The sequence below is a fragment of the Pseudomonas sp. PB103 genome (assembly GCF_009764635.1).
Taxonomy (GTDB): domain Bacteria; phylum Pseudomonadota; class Gammaproteobacteria; order Pseudomonadales; family Pseudomonadaceae; genus Aquipseudomonas.
This window is the reverse complement of sequence record NZ_RWIL01000148.1, coordinates 121278-137093: the sequence shown is the minus strand read 5'-3', so window position 1 is coordinate 137093 and position 15816 is coordinate 121278. Positions and strand designations below refer to the sequence as shown.

Sequence of the window (15816 nt, the reverse complement as noted above, 5' to 3'; positions counted from 1 at the left end):
TGATCGCTTCAAGGCCGGCGTGGCCAGGCCTTGAAGTGTAAAATTGGTGGAGCTAAACGGGATCGAACCGTTGACCTCCTGCATGCCATGCAGGCGCTCTCCCAGCTGAGCTATAGCCCCTCATCGTTGATGTCATCGCTGAGGACGGGGCGAATCTTAAGGGCGTATCGAAAGCCTGTCAAACTTATTTTTGAAATTTTTCAAAGTTTTTCGTCGGCATAACAATCACTTACCGCCCTCCTCCCGAAAATCCGGGACTTGGGATAAAGCATGCCCCTGTAGGAGCTGCCGCAGGCTGCGATCTTTTGATCTGGTTTTTAAAAGCCAAAATCAAAAGATCGCAGCCTTCGGCAGCTCCTACAGGGGGGTTAAGCTATCAGGCGATGGCGGCCAGGAGCTTTTCCCACTCTTTGTTTTCTTTCTTCGACACGCCGCCCAGCAGGTCGATCGCCTGGCGCAGACGGAAACGGGTCAGGTCCGGGCCGAGGATTTCCATCGCATCGAGCACCGACACCGAACTCGCCTGACCGGTGATCGCCGCAAACATCAGCGGCATCGCGTCACGCAGTTTCAGCTCCAGCGATTCAACCACTGCCTGAATCGTCGCGGTGATGTTGTCCTTCTCCCACTGACGCAGGCTTTCCAGCTTCCACAGGATCAACTGCATCAACTGACGAACCTGATCGCCCGAGAGCTTCTTCGATTCGAACAACTTGGCATCCGGGTTGACACCACCGGCGAAGAAGAACCCGCCCAACGGTGCAACCTGGCTGAAGGTTTCAACGCGGCCCTGCACCAGCGGCGCGATCTTCATCATGTATTCCGGGTTCAGCGCCCAGGTCTGCAAGCGGCTGGCGAACTCTTCCACCGGCAGATCACGCAGCCACTGGCCGTTGAGCCACGACAGCTTCTCGATGTCGAAGATCGGCCCGCCCAGCGAGACGCGCTTGAGGTCGAAGTTGTCGACCATTTCCTGCAGCGAGAACTTCTCGCGCTCGTCCGGCATCGACCAGCCCATGCGGCCGAGGTAGTTGAGCATCGCTTCGGGCATGAAGCCCATGCGCTCGTAGAAGGTTACCGAGGTCGGGTTCTTGCGCTTGGACAGCTTGCTCTTGTCCGGGTTACGCAGCAGCGGCATGTAGCACAGCTCTGGTTGCTCCCAGCCGAAGTATTCGTAGAGCAGAATCAGTTTCGGCGCCGATGGCAGCCATTCTTCGCCGCGCAATACATGGGTAATGCCCATCAGGTGATCGTCAACGACGTTGGCGAGGAAGTACGTCGGCAGGCCGTCGGTCTTCATCAGCACTTGCATGTCCATGCGATCCCACGGGATCTCGACGTCGCCACGGAGCATGTCCGGCACCACGCAAACGCCTTCGCTCGGCACTTTCATGCGGATCACGTGCGGCTCGCCAGCCGCCAGACGGGCGGCGACTTCTTCTTTCGACAGCAGCAGCGCGCGACCGTCGTAGCGTGGCGTTTCGCCGCGGGCCATTTGCTCGGCGCGCATCTGATCCAGCTCTTCAGCGGTGCAGAAGCATGGGAACGCGTGGCCCATTTCAACCAGTTGCTGGCAGTACTTCTGGTAAATGTCGCCGCGCTCGCTCTGGCGATACGGGCCGTGCGGGCCGCCAACGTCCGGGCCTTCGCTCCAGTCGATGCCCAACCAGCGCAGGGCGTCGAAGATCTGCTGTTCGGACTCGCGGGTCGAACGCAACTGGTCGGTGTCTTCGATCCGCAGGATGAACTCACCACCATGCTGCTTGGCAAAGCAGTAGTTGAACAATGCGATGTAAGCGGTACCTACGTGGGGATCCCCGGTAGGCGATGGCGCGATGCGAGTGCGGACGGTGGTCATGGCATGTCTCGAAAAGAATGAAAAGCAAAACAATCAAGCGGCGAATGGTAACAGGCGACACCCGCCCCGCTCCAGCAGGCAGGGCATTTAAGCCAAGTTTGCGTCTGTAATGCCCGTAAGCCGTGGCGAATGGCCGATTATCAAGCGGGGGCATTTACCGTTTATCGGCGGTGTGCGAGATTCAGCCGCTGATAACTTTCCTTACAATTCCTCGACTACAGTTTGCCCATGCCTGCCCAACTCAAGCGTCGCCTGTTGATTTTCCTGCTGCTCGTCCTGCTGATTGCCGGGGGTTTCTTCGCCCACTGGTTTTTCAAGGGACGCTTTTATGAAAGCACCGACAACGCCTATGTCCAGGGTGAGATCACCCGTGTGTCGAGCCAATTGGGCGCGCGCATCGACGAAGTGCTGGTGCAGGACAATCAGCACGTGGAAAAAGGCCAATTGCTGGTACGCCTCGAACCGAATGATTTCCGCCTGGCGGTCGACCGCGCGAATGCCGCCCTCGCCACCCGCGAAGCCGAACGTCTGCAAGCGCAAAGCAAACTGACCCAGCAATCGAGCCTGATCGCCGCCAGCGATGCGCAAGTGGCAACCACCCAGGCCACGCTTGGCCGCTCGCAGATGGATTTGTCGCGCGCCGAAACCCTGCGCAAACCCGGCTACGTGTCCGAAGAACGCGTGACCACCCTCTCCGCCGACGCCCACATTGCTCGTTCGCAAGTGGCTAAAGCACAGGCTGACGCGCAAGGTCAGCGTCAGCAGGTCAACGCCCTGAACGCTGAAATCAAACGCCTCGACGCACAGATCGCCAACGCCCACGCCGATATTGCGCAAGCCGAACTCAACCTGACCCGTAGCGAAATCCACGCACCGATCAGCGGCCTCGTTGGCCAGCGTGCCGCGCGCAACGGTCAAGTGGTGCAGGCCGGCGCCTATCTGTTGTCGATCGTTCCGGACGAGGACATCTGGGTGCAGGCCAACTTCAAGGAAACCCAGATCGGCCATATGCAGCCGGGACAAAAAGCCGAGCTGACCTTCGATGCGTATGGCGACACGCCGATCGAAGCGCGGGTCGAGAGCCTGTTCGCCGCATCCGGCGCGCAGTTCAGCCTGCTGCCACCGGACAACGCCACCGGCAACTTCACCAAAGTCGTGCAACGGATTCCGGTGAAACTGACCTTCAAAGCCGATAACCCGCTGCACGGCAAAATCCGTCCGGGCATGTCAGTCACCGCGACTGTGAACATCAAAGACGCCCCTGAAGATGGCCGGTGATTCGCTGATCCGCCCGGTCGGCGAACCGACCCGGCGCGATTGGATCGCGGTGATGAGCGTAATGCTCGGTGCCTTTATGGCCGTGCTCGACATCCAGATCACCAACTCTTCGCTGAAGGACATTCAAGGCGCGTTGTCGGCGACGCTGGAAGAAGGCTCGTGGATTTCCACTTCGTATCTGGTCGCGGAAATCATCATGATCCCGCTGACCGCGTGGCTGGTGCAGTTGCTTTCGGCGCGGCGATTAGCGGTTTGGGTGTCGCTGGGTTTTCTGGTGTCTTCGCTGCTGTGCTCGATGGCCTGGAGCCTGGAGAGCATGATCGTCTTTCGAGCCATGCAAGGCTTCACCGGCGGCGCGCTGATCCCGCTGGCGTTCACCCTCACCCTGATCAAACTCCCCGAACATCACCGCGCCAAAGGCATGGCGATGTTCGCCATGACCGCGACGTTTGCCCCCTCCATCGGCCCGACGCTGGGCGGCTGGCTTACGGAAAACTGGGGTTGGGAATACATCTTCTACATCAACATTCCTCCGGGGCTGATCATGATCGCCGGGTTGATGTACGGGCTGGAGAAGAAAGAGGCGCACTGGGAATTGCTGAAAAGCACCGACTACACCGGCATCCTCACGCTGGGTATCGGCCTCGGTTGCTTGCAGGTTTTCCTTGAGGAAGGCCATCGCAAAGACTGGCTGGAATCGAGCCTGATCGTGACGCTGGGCAGTATTGCGCTGGTGAGTCTGATCACGTTTGTGATCGTGCAGATTTCCAAACCCAATCCGCTGATCAACCTTGGCATTCTGCGCAATCGCAATTTTGGTTTATCGAGTATCTCCAGTTTGTGCATGGGTGTCGGGTTGTACGGCTCGATCTATTTGTTGCCGCTGTACCTGGCGCAGATCCAGAACTACAACGCCCTGCAGATCGGCGAAGTGATCATGTGGATGGGCGTGCCGCAACTGTTTTTGATTCCGCTGGTGCCGAAACTGATGAAGTTCATTTCGCCAAAATGGCTGTGCACGCTCGGGTTTGGCTTGTTTGGTCTGGCAAGTTTTTCGTCGGGGGTGCTCAACCCGGATTTCGCCGGGCCGCAGTTCAATCAGATTCAGATCATTCGCGCGCTGGGGCAGCCGTTGATCATGGTGACCATTTCCCTGATTGCCACGGCTTACATCCTGCCGCAGGACGCGGGGTCGGCGTCGAGTCTGTTCAACATTCTGCGTAACCTTGGCGGTGCGATCGGCATTGCTCTGCTGGCGACGCTGCTGGACGCGCGCACCAAGACTTACTTCGATTATTTACGCGAGGCGGTGGTGCCGACCAATCCGCAGGTGGCCGAGCGCCTGGCATCGATGACGGACCGGTTTGGCAGTGACACGGCGGCGCTGGGCAAGCTGAGTGAGATCGTCCATCAGCAGGCGGCGATCATGGCCTACAACGATGCGTTTCACTTTGTCGGGATTGCGCTGGGGGTCAGCATGCTGGCGATCTTATTGACCAAGAAATTGCCACAAGGATTGAAGGCTGGGGAATCCCACTGATATTTGCTGTGCCTGGTCTGGCCCCATCGCTGGCAAGCCAGCTCCCACAGGTTTCTTTGGTGTTCACAAATTTCGTGTACGCCATCAATCCTTGTGGGAGCTGGCTTGCCAGCGATGAGGCCCGACCAGACAGCACAAATCAAACAGCCAAAAGGCGTTCACGCAGTTTGGCAATCTCATCACGCATCTGCGCCGCCGCTTCAAACTCCAGATCCCGTGCCAGCTGATACATCTTCTCTTCCAGCGCACGAATACGCTTGGTGATCTCGCTCGGCGAACGCAATTCGGCTTCGTACTTGGCGTTTTCTTCGGCAGCCTTGGCCATGCCTTTGCGCTTCTTGCTGCGCGAGCCCGGCACGGTGGCGCCTTCCATGATGTCGGCGACGTCCTTGAATACGCCTTTCGGGGTGATGCCATTTTCCAGGTTGAACGCTATCTGCTTGTCGCGACGACGCTCGGTTTCACCAATCGCCCGCTCCATCGAACCGGTCATGCGGTCGGCGTAGAGAATCGCCCGGCCATTGAGGTTACGCGCCGCGCGGCCAATGGTCTGGATCAATGAGCGTTCAGAGCGCAGGAAACCTTCCTTGTCCGCATCAAGAATCGCCACCAGCGACACTTCTGGCATGTCCAGACCTTCTCGCAGAAGGTTGATGCCGACCAGCACATCGAACGTGCCGAGGCGCAGGTCGCGAATGATTTCGACGCGCTCAACGGTGTCGATATCCGAGTGCAGATAACGCACGCGCACACCGTGATCGGCGAGGTAATCGGTAAGGTCTTCGGCCATGCGCTTGGTCAGCGTGGTGACCAGCACGCGCTCTTCTATCGCCACGCGCTTGGAGATTTCCGACAGCAGATCGTCGACCTGCGTCAGCGCCGGACGCACTTCAATCTGCGGATCGACCAGCCCGGTCGGGCGCACCAGTTGCTCGACCACGCGCCCAGCGTGCTCGGCTTCGTAGTTGCCCGGCGTCGCCGAGACGAAAATGGTCTGCGGGCTAACCCCTTCCCACTCGTCAAAACGCATCGGCCGGTTGTCCAGCGCAGAGGGCAGACGGAAACCGTATTCAACGAGGGTTTCCTTACGCGAACGGTCGCCCTTATACATCGCGCCGACCTGCGGCACGCTGACGTGGGATTCGTCGATCACCAGCAAGGCATCCGCCGGCAAGTAATCGTAAAGGGTGGGCGGCGCGGCACCGGCCGGACGCCCGGACAAGTAACGCGAGTAGTTTTCGATGCCGTTGCAGTAACCCAGTTCGAGGATCATTTCCAAGTCAAAACGGGTGCGCTGTTCCAAGCGCTGAGCCTCGACCAGTTTGTTGTTGCTGCGCAGGTATTCGAGGCGTTCCTGCAATTCGACCTTGATGTGTTCGATGGCGTCGAGCAGGGTTTCCCGTGGCGTCACATAGTGGCTCTTCGGGTAGAAGGTGAAGCGTGGCATCTTGCGGATGACTTCGCCGGTCAGCGGGTCGAACGCGGAAATGCTTTCGACTTCGTCATCGAACAGCTCGATGCGAATCGCTTCCAGATCGGATTCCGCCGGATAAATGTCGATCACGTCGCCGCGAACACGGAAGGTCGCACGGGCAAAATCCATATCGTTGCGGGTGTATTGCAAGTCGGCCAGACGGCGCAGCAGCGCACGCTGATCGAGTTTGTCGCCGCGATCGACGTGCAAGACCATCTTCAGATAAGTTTCCGGGCTACCGAGACCGTAAATGCACGACACCGTGGTGACGATGATCGCGTCTTTTCGTTCCAGCAAGGCTTTGGTCGCGGACAGGCGCATTTGCTCGATGTGGTCGTTGATCGACGCGTCCTTCTCGATGAAGGTGTCGGACGACGGCACATAGGCTTCAGGCTGGTAGTAGTCGTAGTAGGAAACGAAGTATTCGACAGCGTTGTTCGGGAAGAACGCCTTGAACTCGCCATACAACTGCGCAGCCAGGGTTTTGTTCGGCGCCAGCACCAGCGTCGGACGCTGAATCTGCGAGATGACATTGGCGATGCTGAAGGTCTTGCCCGAGCCGGTCACACCGAGCAGCGTCTGGTGCGCCAGGCCGGCTTCGATGCCCTCGACCAATTGGCGAATGGCTTCCGGCTGGTCGCCGGCGGGCTCGAAGCGAGTGACGAGCTGGAATTCGGACATATACACCTCTGGGATCGCGGCATTCCGAGCAAAGCGGAGCACCACGGGGACGACCGCAAACGACCGGTGTCGCGCAAGAAAAAACCTGGATTGTGCTCAATGTGGTGGCGATTGCCTCACCTTTCAAGGCAAACGTCCTACATCCGGTAAAGACTCTGACATGGCCAATCGACTAACGGTCAAGAAATAATCGGAAAAACTTGCTGTAAAAGCCGATTCGCCTGTCGCCATCGCTCAGTAATGGCCTCTATACTAGCTCCCCGTTTGTGCACCGCTCTAGTGCATTCGGCTGGAGCGCGACACGTCCCTCCACACTCCATTCAGAGCCGCCGTAATAATGAGCCTGTTCTCCGCTGTCGAAATGGCACCCCGCGATCCAATCCTGGGCCTCAACGAAGCATTCAACGCCGATACCCGGACCACCAAGGTCAACCTGGGCGTTGGCGTGTACTGCAACGAAGAGGGGCGAATTCCACTTCTGCGCGCCGTGATCGAAGCCGAAACCGTTCGCGCTGCTCAACACGCTTCGCGCGGTTACCTGCCGATCGATGGCATCGCTGCCTACGACCAGGCCGTGCAAAAGCTGCTGTTCGGCAATGACTCGCCGCTGATCAGCGCCGGTCGCGTCATCACCACTCAGGCCGTCGGCGGTACTGGCGCCCTGAAAATCGGTGCCGACTTCCTCAAGCAATTGCTGCCGAACGCCGTTGTGGCGATCAGCGACCCGAGCTGGGAAAACCACCGCGCGCTGTTCGAAACCGCTGGTTTCCCGGTGCAGAACTACCGTTACTACGACGCTGCCACCCACGACGTTAACCGTGCCGGCATGCTCGAAGACCTCAACGCTCTGCCGAACGGCTCGATCATCATCCTCCACGCTTGCTGCCACAACCCGACCGGCGTCGACCTGACCCCGGCGGACTGGAACAACGTGCTGGAAGTGGTCAAGGCCAAAGGTCACGTGCCTTTCCTCGACATGGCTTACCAGGGGTTCGGCGACGGTATCGACGAAGACGCCGCTGCTGTGCGCCTGTTCGCTGAATCCGGCCTGACTTTCTTCGTCTCGAGCTCGTTCTCCAAGTCGTTCTCGCTGTACGGCGAGCGCGTTGGCGCCCTGTCGATCATCAGCGAATCGAAAGAAGAAAGCGCGCGCGTGCTGTCGCAAGTCAAACGCGTGATCCGCACCAACTACTCCAACCCGCCGACTCACGGTGCAAGCATCGTTGCTGCGGTGTTGAACAGCCCGGAACTGCGTGCGCAGTGGGAAGCCGAGCTGGCCGAAATGCGTCTGCGCATTCGCGGCATGCGTACCCAGATGGTTGATCTGCTGGCTGAGAAAGCACCGGGCCGCGATTTCAGCTTCGTCGGTCGTCAGCGCGGCATGTTCTCCTACTCGGGCCTGACCACTGAACAAGTGCATCGCCTGCGTAACGAGTTCGGCATCTACGCACTGGATACCGGCCGCATCTGCGTGGCAGCGCTGAACCAGAGCAACATCAAGGCTGTGACGGACGCGATCGTTCAGGTCATCTGATAACGCCGCGTGACGAAAAACGGGAAGCCTTGGGGCTTCCCGTTTTTTATTTGTCCGAAGGAATGCAACATTCCCTCTAAACTGCACACAAATCCAAATTGTAGGAGCAAAGCTTGCTCGCGATAGCGGTGGTTCAGCCAATGATGATGGCGACTGACCAGACGCCTTCGCGAGCAAGCTCTGCTCCTACAGGTTTTGAGTCAACCTGCGAAATTTGCGAGAAACCTAAATGAAAAACGACAACCTGCGCGCCGACCGTGACGATCTGGATGATTTCATCCCTCGCACCCCGGCCAAGCGCGAAAAAAGCCTGGTACTGCAAGTCGCGGCCGGGGTGTTTCTCGGTGGCCTGGCATTGTGGCTGGTACAACTGGCGGTGACGGCGGCTTACGCCAAACTGCTGCTCGGCACCATCACCTTCGGCAGTTAGGCCAGTTCGCTGGCGCGCTGGGTGGCGGCATCGTCATAGGCGACATACATCGATTCGGCGATCTGGCTCTTGATCGCTTTGGCGCTTTCCAGACCGAGGACGAAACCTTCTGCCTTGCCGCCGGCGCGGTTCAGTTCTTCAGCGGTGCTCGCTTGGGTAATTGCGTCGAAGAGTTTTTCGGCGTGCGGGCCGACGCCTTTGGGCAGGCTGATTTGCGTGATGCTCATGCGAGCACCTGTTTTTTGCGGGCTGTGTAGTTCATGGCGCATACCTTTTTCGGCGGATGGCCGGTAGCGCGTGTGACCACTTCCGGGCGGCCATGGTAGACCTCTGTTGCGATTCTGGTAACCGCCAATCGCTGACAAACCACCGTCCATCCTGATGAATCGCAGTTTTTTACATCTCACGCTTGACTTCTCTTTTCGAATCAGTAACATACGCACCAATTCCGCAATAGCTCAGTTGGTAGAGCAAATGACTGTTAATCATTGGGTCCCTGGTTCGAGTCCAGGTTGTGGAGCCAAATAGCAAAGCCCCTGAATCGCAAGATTCAGGGGCTTTTTTGTGGGCGCTTGAAAACATCAAAAGATCGCAGCCTGCGGCAGCTCCTACAGGGATTGGTGTTCTCATGTAGGAGCTGCCGCAGGCTGCGATCTTTTGATCTACCAACGAAAAGGGCCGATCTGCGCTACAGATCGGCCCTTTCCTGTTCAGTTGCAGCCGTCAGACATGCTCGCTGCTTTTCACCTGCACTTTTGGCGCGCCATGCCCATGATCATGGTCATCCGGCTCGATCACTGGCACTTCATTGCCGTCGCAGTCATGCAGTTTGCCGTCGCTGAAGTAATCGCCTTCGCGCAGCGCATCCAGATCGCGATATCGCAGAGTCCGCTCTTCCGCCGCCGCAAACACCGACTGCTGATCCGAGTTACCGGTCGTGAAGTGGTTGAACGCCAGGTTGAGCAGGATCGCCATGATCGCCGACGAGCTGATGCCCGAATGGAAAATGGTCGCGAACCAGCTTGGGAAGTGATCGTAGAAGTTCGGCGCAGCAATCGGGATCATGCCGAAACCGATCGAGGTAGCCACGATGATCAGGTTGACGTTGTTGCGGTAATCCACCTTCGACAGCGTGCGAATGCCACTCGCTGCCACGGTGCCGAACAGCACGATACCGGCGCCGCCGAGTACCGAAGTCGGTACCGCTGCAATAACCCGGCCCATGAACGGCAGCAGGCCGAGGATCACCAGGAACACACCGCCAGTGGCCACCACGTAACGGCTCTTGATCCCAGTCACCGCCACCAGGCCGACGTTCTGGGCGAAGGCACTCTGGGTGAACGAACCGAAGATTGGCGCAAACATGCTCGACAGCATGTCTGCCCGCAGGCCATTGCCCAGGCGTTTGGAATCGACTTTGGTGCCGATGATTTCACCGACCGCGAGGATGTCCGCCGAGGTTTCCACCAGTGTCACCATAACCACGATGCACATCGACAAAATCGCGGCAAAGTGGAACGTCGGCATGCCGAAGTGGAACGGCGTCGGGAAGCCGAACATCGGCCCGGTGGTGACGTTGGAGAAGTCCGCCATACCGAGGAATACCGCCAGTATCGTACCGATCACCATGGCCAACAGGATCGACAGACGCGAGATGGTCGAGCTGCCGACCTTGCTCAGCAGCAACACCAGCACCAGCGTGACTGCCGCCAGACCGATGTTTTGCATGCTGCCGAAGTCCGGCGCGTGGCTGTTGCCGCCCATCGCCCAGCGTGCGGCCACCGGCATCAGCGTCAGGCCGATGGTGGTGATCACGATGCCCGTAACCAATGGCGGGAAGAACTTGGTGATGCGCGAGAACACTGGCGTGATCAGCAAGCCGATCAGCGACGCCGCAATCACGGCGCCGAGCACCGACTGGAAGCCGCCCTCCCCGCCACTGCTGACGATTGCGACCATGGTCGCCACACCGGAAAACGACACACCCTGTACCAGCGGCAACTGACAGCCAAAAAACGGTAGACCGAGGGTTTGCAGCAGCGTCGCCAGCCCCCCCGCAAACAATGAAGCAGCAATCAGCAAACCGATGTCCGCCGGCGACAGGCCGGCCGCCTGGCCGATGATCAGTGGCACCGCAACGATACCGCCGTACATGGTCAGAACATGTTGCAGGCCGTAAGCCATATTCGCGCCGACCCCGAGATTTTCGTCCTCGGGCCGTTGGTGTGAAACATGGGGCGTTTTCATGGTGGGGGGTTCCCTGGTTTTTGTTATGCGCACACTGTATTCAATACTCGGGACAAATGTCCATAGAGTTGTATACAACTTACCAGTCACAAAATGGATAGTTAGCCACCCAAGCTTCTAGCCCGCTGCTCCCATCGCCCACAAATCCGGCAACACATCCCCTCCGGCTTCTTCGCCCGCCCCCACTACGCTGAACGATTCATGGCGACCGACGGTGCGGGCTCGCTCTTTTTTATACATATAAAGTATGCATAATGCAGTTAATCGATATTCAGTTCGACAAAAGCAAGAACGCAGCCAACAAACTCAAGCACAGGGGCATCAGCCTCGCCGAGACCGAAGCGGTCTTTTACGACGAACGAGCAATAACCGTTGAAGACAACGACCACGACGAACAACGCTGGATCACCCTCGGTCTCGACGCCAAGGGACGCTTGCTGGTCGTTGCTTACAGCTATCGCGAGCCGAATGTCGTTCGAATCATTTCTGCACGTGTCGCCACACCGAGCGAACGTTGCGTCTATTTTCTGGAGGCTTGACCGATGAAAGACGAATATGACTTCTCCCAGGGCAAACGCGGCGCTGTGGCGTCCACCAAGGGCAAAACCCGCATCACCATCATGCTCGACGATGCTGTTATCGACGCCGCGCGCACGGTGGCGGAGAACGAAGGGTTTGGTTATCAGACGGTGATCAACAACACGCTGCGCCATGCTTTGCTCGATGCTGAAAAGCACGATCAGGACGATCCGCTGCAATTCAGCAAAGGCATTACCGCCGCCGACCTGAAGAGTCTTGAAAAAAGATTGTCGGCAGCGGCCGTGGAAATTCGCCGGGTGCTGGAGCCGGACGCGAAGCCTTAGGCTTTAACCGGTACGATCATTCGCTCGAGGGAATGCCGTGCCTGCGGCAAGTCCGGCAGGTGAATGTCGAATTCCTGTTCCAGCAATTCGATCAATGCCGCCACCTCGGTGATTTCGCGCCGCTCGCTGCTCGCCCCCATGCGATGGAGGGCGAAACTGCCGTTGTTGAGGGTTTTGCGCCAGCCATCACCGGTACGCGCCGCCATCAGACGTTGGGTAAACGGAGAGTCGGGATGGGCCGAGACGTACCAGTTGCCGATGGTGAAATCGATGTCTTCCTGGCGTTGCAGATCGAACAAGTACATCGGCCGCCATTCGCCCGCGACGTTGGCGCGCAGCATGTAGCCATCCGCTTGTTTTTCGATGCGATAGGGTTCGTGCGGGGTGGTTTGTTCTGCCTCGGTATCGAGAAGCAGCGGCGCGGTGGGTACCATGCCGCCGAAACCGACGTCAGTGATGTAACGCACGTCGTCGAGGGTCACCAGCGTCAGGCGGTGCGTGCGCGCCGTCCAGCTGCCTTCCGGCTGATTCATCACTACGCGCCCGCTGATGGCGCGTGCGTCGAAGCCCAGCTCAAGCAACAAGGCAAAAAACAGCTGGTTCAGTTCATAGCAGTAGCCGCCGCGACCACCGAGCAAGACTTTCTCTTCAATGGACGGCAGATCGATCAGTACCGGCGCCCCGGTGATCGTCGCCAGATTTTCAAACGGGAATGCGCCGGTGTGGCGCCACTGCAATTGCCGCAGCGTTTCCAGGGTCGGTGCCGGCGGCGCAGCAAACCCCAGGCGTTGCAGGTACAGTTTCAGATTCGTCAGGCGTGGCTCGCTCATTGCTCGGTCCTTATGCATGGGGCCGCAGTTCACTGCGTTGATGGTCGCCATGTATACGGGATCGGGCAGTGTGTTCGACAATTGATTTCGCCAATCGCCTGCTAGCGTTTCTTGCGTGAACCGATACGAATCCACGTCGGCGCATGGTCGCTGGCATGCGGCTCATTGCGCACCCAGGCGTCTACCCCGGCCTCGTGCAGATACGGACTCAGCGCCCGGTTGAGCAGCAGATGATCGATGCGCAGGCCGGAGTTGGTTTGCCAGTGTTGGCGGAAGTAGTCCCAGAACGTATAGAGCCGATCCTCGGGATACAAATGCCGCAGCGAATCGGTCCAGCCCTGATCGAGCAAGCGCTGATAACACTCGCGACTCTCGGGTTGCAGCAACGCGTCCTTGAGCCATGAGCGGGTGTTGTAGATGTCCATGTCGGTGGGCACAACGTTGTAGTCACCAGCCAGCACCACCGGGTGATCGCTGCTTTGCAGGTCTTTGGCGTAGCTGATCAGCCGTTCGAACCACGCCAGTTTGTAATCAAATTTCGGCCCCGGCTGCGGGTTGCCGTTGGGCAGGTACAGGCAACCGACCAGCACGCCGTGCACCGCCGCTTCCAGATAGCGACTGTGCTTGTCGTCGGGATCGCCCGGCAAACCGCGACGGCTCTCCAGCGGCTGCGCGTCACGGGCGAGAATCGCCACGCCGTTCCACGAGGCCTGGCCCTGCCAGATCGCGCCGTAACCGGCGGCTTCAAGTTCGGCGGCGGGGAATGCCGTGTCGACCGATTTGAGTTCTTGCAGGCAGGCGATGTCCGGTTGCTCGCGCTTGAGCCAATCCAGCAGGTTCGGCAAACGTGCGCGTAAGCCGTTGACGTTGTAGGTGGCGATTCGCAGGTTTTTCATCGGCTGAGGCTCCTGCCCGTGGGCTGTGAAAATTGTGACCGCGGGAACATCTTGGCGGTTGCATCGGATCCGTGCGCTGCGGCGTAATAGGCGCTCGCCATCCACCACTCTGCCGAGACCTGAATTCCATGCAAACCACGCTGCAAGGTCAGCGCATCCTTCTGCGCCCGCTTGAGTATTCCGACGCCGCCGCCCTGCTCTGCGCGGCTGCCGACGGCGAGTTGTGGAACCTCACCGTCACCGTTGTGCCCTCGGCCAGCACCGTCGACAGTTACTTGAAAAGAGCGCTCGATGGCCGTGACGCCGGCACGGTGATGCCATTTGTCATCGTGCTGAAAGACACCGGTGAAGTGATCGGCTCAACACGTTTCTGGAAGATTGATCCGCTCAATCGCAAGCTGGAAATCGGCAGCAGCTGGATCTCGGCGAGCTGGCAGAAATCCTTCGTCAACACCGAAGCCAAATACCTGATGCTGCGCCACGCCTTCGAAGTGCTTGATTGCGTGCGCGTGCAGTTCACCACCGACGAGAACAACCAGAAGTCACGTCACGCGATCCTGCGGCTCGGCGCGCAGCAGGAAGGCATCGTCCGGCATGAACGGATCATGCCGGACGGGCGCAAGCGCAACTCGGTGCGTTTCAGCATCATCGACGACGAGTGGCTGCAAGTGCGTCTGCACCTGGAGCAGAAACTCGCCGCCTACGCGTAAAACATTCAGGCGCGACTGCGCAGCCACTGCAGGAAGCCCTTTTTCGGCACCACCACCGGCGCTTCCTCGGTCAGCGATTGCGCCTTGTGCAGGCGATAATCGAGCAAGGCTTTCATGGCGTCGTTGATGTCGTGGCGGGCGTCGAGACAGGGTTTGAGGTAAGTCTTCTCGATGCGGTACAGGGCGCAGAAGGTTTTCGCGGCAAACTTGGCCGGCACCGAGGTATCGGAAAGAATGCCGGCCTCGCCAATGACTTCGCCCGGGCCCATGCGCCCTGACTCGAACGGCGTGCCGTGGCGGGTCAACGTCACCGTGACTACACCCGACTCGATAATGAACAAGTGATCGCTGACCTCCCCCGCCTCAAGGATCGTCTCGCCGGCGCGGAAGTTTTGCAGGGTCATGTTCTGGCTGAAGGTTTCCTTCTCTTCCTGACGCAGCGTCGAGAAGATCGGCGAACTGTCGAGCAATGCCCGAGGCCGTGAAAGGTTGGTCGGTGTGCTGGCTTCGTCGCTCGACAGCAAATTCACCCCGGAAGCCTGCAAGTGCCGGTACGCCAGGTCGAACAACTGATTGCGCACCACGCGCTTTTCGCCCATCGACGCGACGAAACCGCTGATCTCGTATTCCGCGCCGCTGCTGCCGGAGCTTTTCAGCGCCACGCTCGGCGCCGGGTTATCGAGCAGTTGCCGGCAGCCCTGCATCGCCCGCTCCAGTGCATCGATCACCGAGTTGGGCCGTGCATGCGGACTGACCTGGACGCTGACCGCGACGCCGAACATATTGCTCGGCCGGCTGAAGTTGATGATCTTGGCCTTGGCCGCCAGCGAGTTGGGAATCACCGCCATGCTGCCCTGGCTGGTTTGCAGGCGCGTGGCGCGCCAGTCGATGTCGGTGACCCGGCCTTCGGTGCCGTCGATGGAGATCCAGTCATCGAGTTGATAAGGCTTGGTGGTGTTGAGGACGATCCCGGAAAACACGTCGCTGAGCGTGCTCTGCAAGGCCAGACCGACGATGATCGCCAACGCCCCGGACGTCGCCAGCACGCCTTTGACCGGCAGATCGAGCACGTAGGCCAGCGCCGCAATGATCGCGATGAGGAAAATCACCGCTCCCAGCAAGTCCTGCAACAGCCGCCCGGTGTGGCCGACCCGCTGCATCATCACCGCGCCGATCAATACCGTCAGGGTGCGGGCGCCGAACAGCCACCAGCCAATCTGCAACCCGGTCGCCGCCAGGTGCAGCGGCACGTTGTCAGCCCACGGCGCGGGCTCCATCGGGTTGAGGCCTTCGTTGAACAGCAAGATGCTGAACAGGGTAAAAATCAGCACGCGCACCAGCAGTTTCCATTCGCTGCCACGGGAACTGATCAGGCGCCACAGACCGAGATCGAGAAGGATCAGGACCAACGCGCAAAACAACGGGTGTTCAGTCAGCAGAGACAGCATCAAACAACTCCGACGAAGGCCAATCGC

Annotated in this window: 14 protein-coding genes and 2 tRNA genes; 8 read left to right on the top strand and 8 right to left on the bottom strand. The window is 59.0% G+C overall.

Annotation, left to right across the window (positions count from 1 at the left end):
* Positions 1 to 44: 44 nt before the first annotated feature.
* Positions 45 to 120 (bottom strand) — tRNA-Ala (locus EJA70_RS26465).
* A gap of 256 nt (positions 121 to 376) precedes the next feature.
* Positions 377 to 1858: a glutamate--tRNA ligase gene (gltX, locus tag EJA70_RS26460; RefSeq protein WP_158834761.1), complete on the bottom strand. Its 1482-nt coding sequence runs from the start codon at positions 1856 to 1858 to the stop codon at positions 377 to 379.
* Between the two features lie 228 nt (positions 1859 to 2086).
* On the opposite strand from gltX, the gene EJA70_RS26455 reads away from it, so the two are divergent.
* A complete protein-coding gene (locus tag EJA70_RS26455) occupies positions 2087 to 3136 on the top strand; it encodes an HlyD family secretion protein (protein WP_158834759.1) in 1050 nt (349 codons plus the stop codon).
* 49 nt (positions 3137 to 3185) lie between these two features.
* Positions 3186 to 4676, top strand: coding sequence for an MDR family MFS transporter (locus tag EJA70_RS26450; protein ID WP_178117000.1), 1491 nt, complete (start codon positions 3186 to 3188; stop codon positions 4674 to 4676).
* A gap of 139 nt (positions 4677 to 4815) precedes the next feature.
* Here the strand turns inward: EJA70_RS26450 and uvrB are convergent, their stop codons facing one another.
* Positions 4816 to 6831 carry an excinuclease ABC subunit UvrB gene (gene uvrB, locus EJA70_RS26445; RefSeq protein WP_008083013.1) on the bottom strand — a complete coding sequence of 672 codons (2016 nt, stop codon included), beginning with the start codon at positions 6829 to 6831 and terminating at the stop codon, positions 4816 to 4818.
* Between the two features lie 337 nt (positions 6832 to 7168).
* On the opposite strand from uvrB, the gene EJA70_RS26440 reads away from it, so the two are divergent.
* Together EJA70_RS26440 and EJA70_RS26435 are read left to right on the top strand one after the other, a co-directional pair.
* Positions 7169 to 8365, top strand: a complete 1197-nt coding sequence (locus EJA70_RS26440) for an amino acid aminotransferase (RefSeq protein WP_158834753.1) — start codon at positions 7169 to 7171, stop codon at positions 8363 to 8365.
* 229 nt (positions 8366 to 8594) lie between these two features.
* On the top strand, positions 8595 to 8795 hold the full coding sequence (locus EJA70_RS26435; protein WP_008083017.1) for a hypothetical protein: 201 nt from the start codon (positions 8595 to 8597) through the stop codon (positions 8793 to 8795).
* Here EJA70_RS26435 and EJA70_RS26430 read toward each other — a convergent pair.
* A complete protein-coding gene (locus tag EJA70_RS26430) occupies positions 8792 to 9022 on the bottom strand; it encodes a hypothetical protein (protein ID WP_008083020.1) in 231 nt (76 codons plus the stop codon). The genes EJA70_RS26435 and EJA70_RS26430 overlap by 4 nt on opposite strands.
* 220 nt (positions 9023 to 9242) lie before the next feature.
* Here EJA70_RS26430 and EJA70_RS26425 point away from each other — a divergent pair.
* Positions 9243 to 9318, top strand: a tRNA-Asn gene (locus EJA70_RS26425).
* Between the two features lie 200 nt (positions 9319 to 9518).
* On the opposite strand, the gene EJA70_RS26420 is transcribed toward EJA70_RS26425, so the two are convergent.
* Positions 9519 to 11042: a nucleobase:cation symporter-2 family protein gene (locus tag EJA70_RS26420; protein ID WP_158834750.1), complete on the bottom strand. Its 1524-nt coding sequence runs from the start codon at positions 11040 to 11042 to the stop codon at positions 9519 to 9521.
* A gap of 254 nt (positions 11043 to 11296) precedes the next feature.
* Between EJA70_RS26420 and EJA70_RS26415 the strand changes: the two genes are divergently transcribed.
* Positions 11297 to 11581 carry a BrnT family toxin gene (locus EJA70_RS26415; RefSeq protein WP_008083028.1) on the top strand — a complete coding sequence of 95 codons (285 nt, stop codon included), beginning with the start codon at positions 11297 to 11299 and terminating at the stop codon, positions 11579 to 11581.
* A gap of 3 nt (positions 11582 to 11584) precedes the next feature.
* Complete coding sequence (locus tag EJA70_RS26410) at positions 11585 to 11905, top strand: BrnA antitoxin family protein (protein ID WP_008083030.1); 321 nt, start codon at positions 11585 to 11587, stop codon at positions 11903 to 11905.
* On the opposite strand, the gene EJA70_RS26405 is transcribed toward EJA70_RS26410, so the two are convergent.
* Complete coding sequence (locus EJA70_RS26405; protein ID WP_158834746.1) at positions 11902 to 12735, bottom strand: arylamine N-acetyltransferase; 834 nt, start codon at positions 12733 to 12735, stop codon at positions 11902 to 11904. The two genes, EJA70_RS26410 and EJA70_RS26405, sit on opposite strands and share 4 nt — an antisense overlap.
* A 101-nt stretch (positions 12736 to 12836) precedes the next feature.
* On the bottom strand, positions 12837 to 13631 hold the full coding sequence (gene xth / locus EJA70_RS26400; RefSeq protein WP_008083033.1) for an exodeoxyribonuclease III: 795 nt from the start codon (positions 13629 to 13631) through the stop codon (positions 12837 to 12839).
* A gap of 128 nt (positions 13632 to 13759) precedes the next feature.
* Here xth and EJA70_RS26395 point away from each other — a divergent pair, with 128 nt between their 5' ends.
* Positions 13760 to 14341 (top strand): GNAT family N-acetyltransferase, encoded by a 582-nt coding sequence (locus tag EJA70_RS26395; RefSeq protein ID WP_158834744.1) that lies wholly within the window; start codon positions 13760 to 13762, stop codon positions 14339 to 14341.
* Between the two features lie 5 nt (positions 14342 to 14346).
* Here EJA70_RS26395 and EJA70_RS26390 read toward each other — a convergent pair whose 3' ends face one another.
* Positions 14347 to 15789, bottom strand: a complete 1443-nt coding sequence (locus EJA70_RS26390) for a mechanosensitive ion channel family protein (RefSeq protein ID WP_158834741.1) — start codon at positions 15787 to 15789, stop codon at positions 14347 to 14349.
* Between the last annotated feature and the right edge of the window lie 27 nt (positions 15790 to 15816).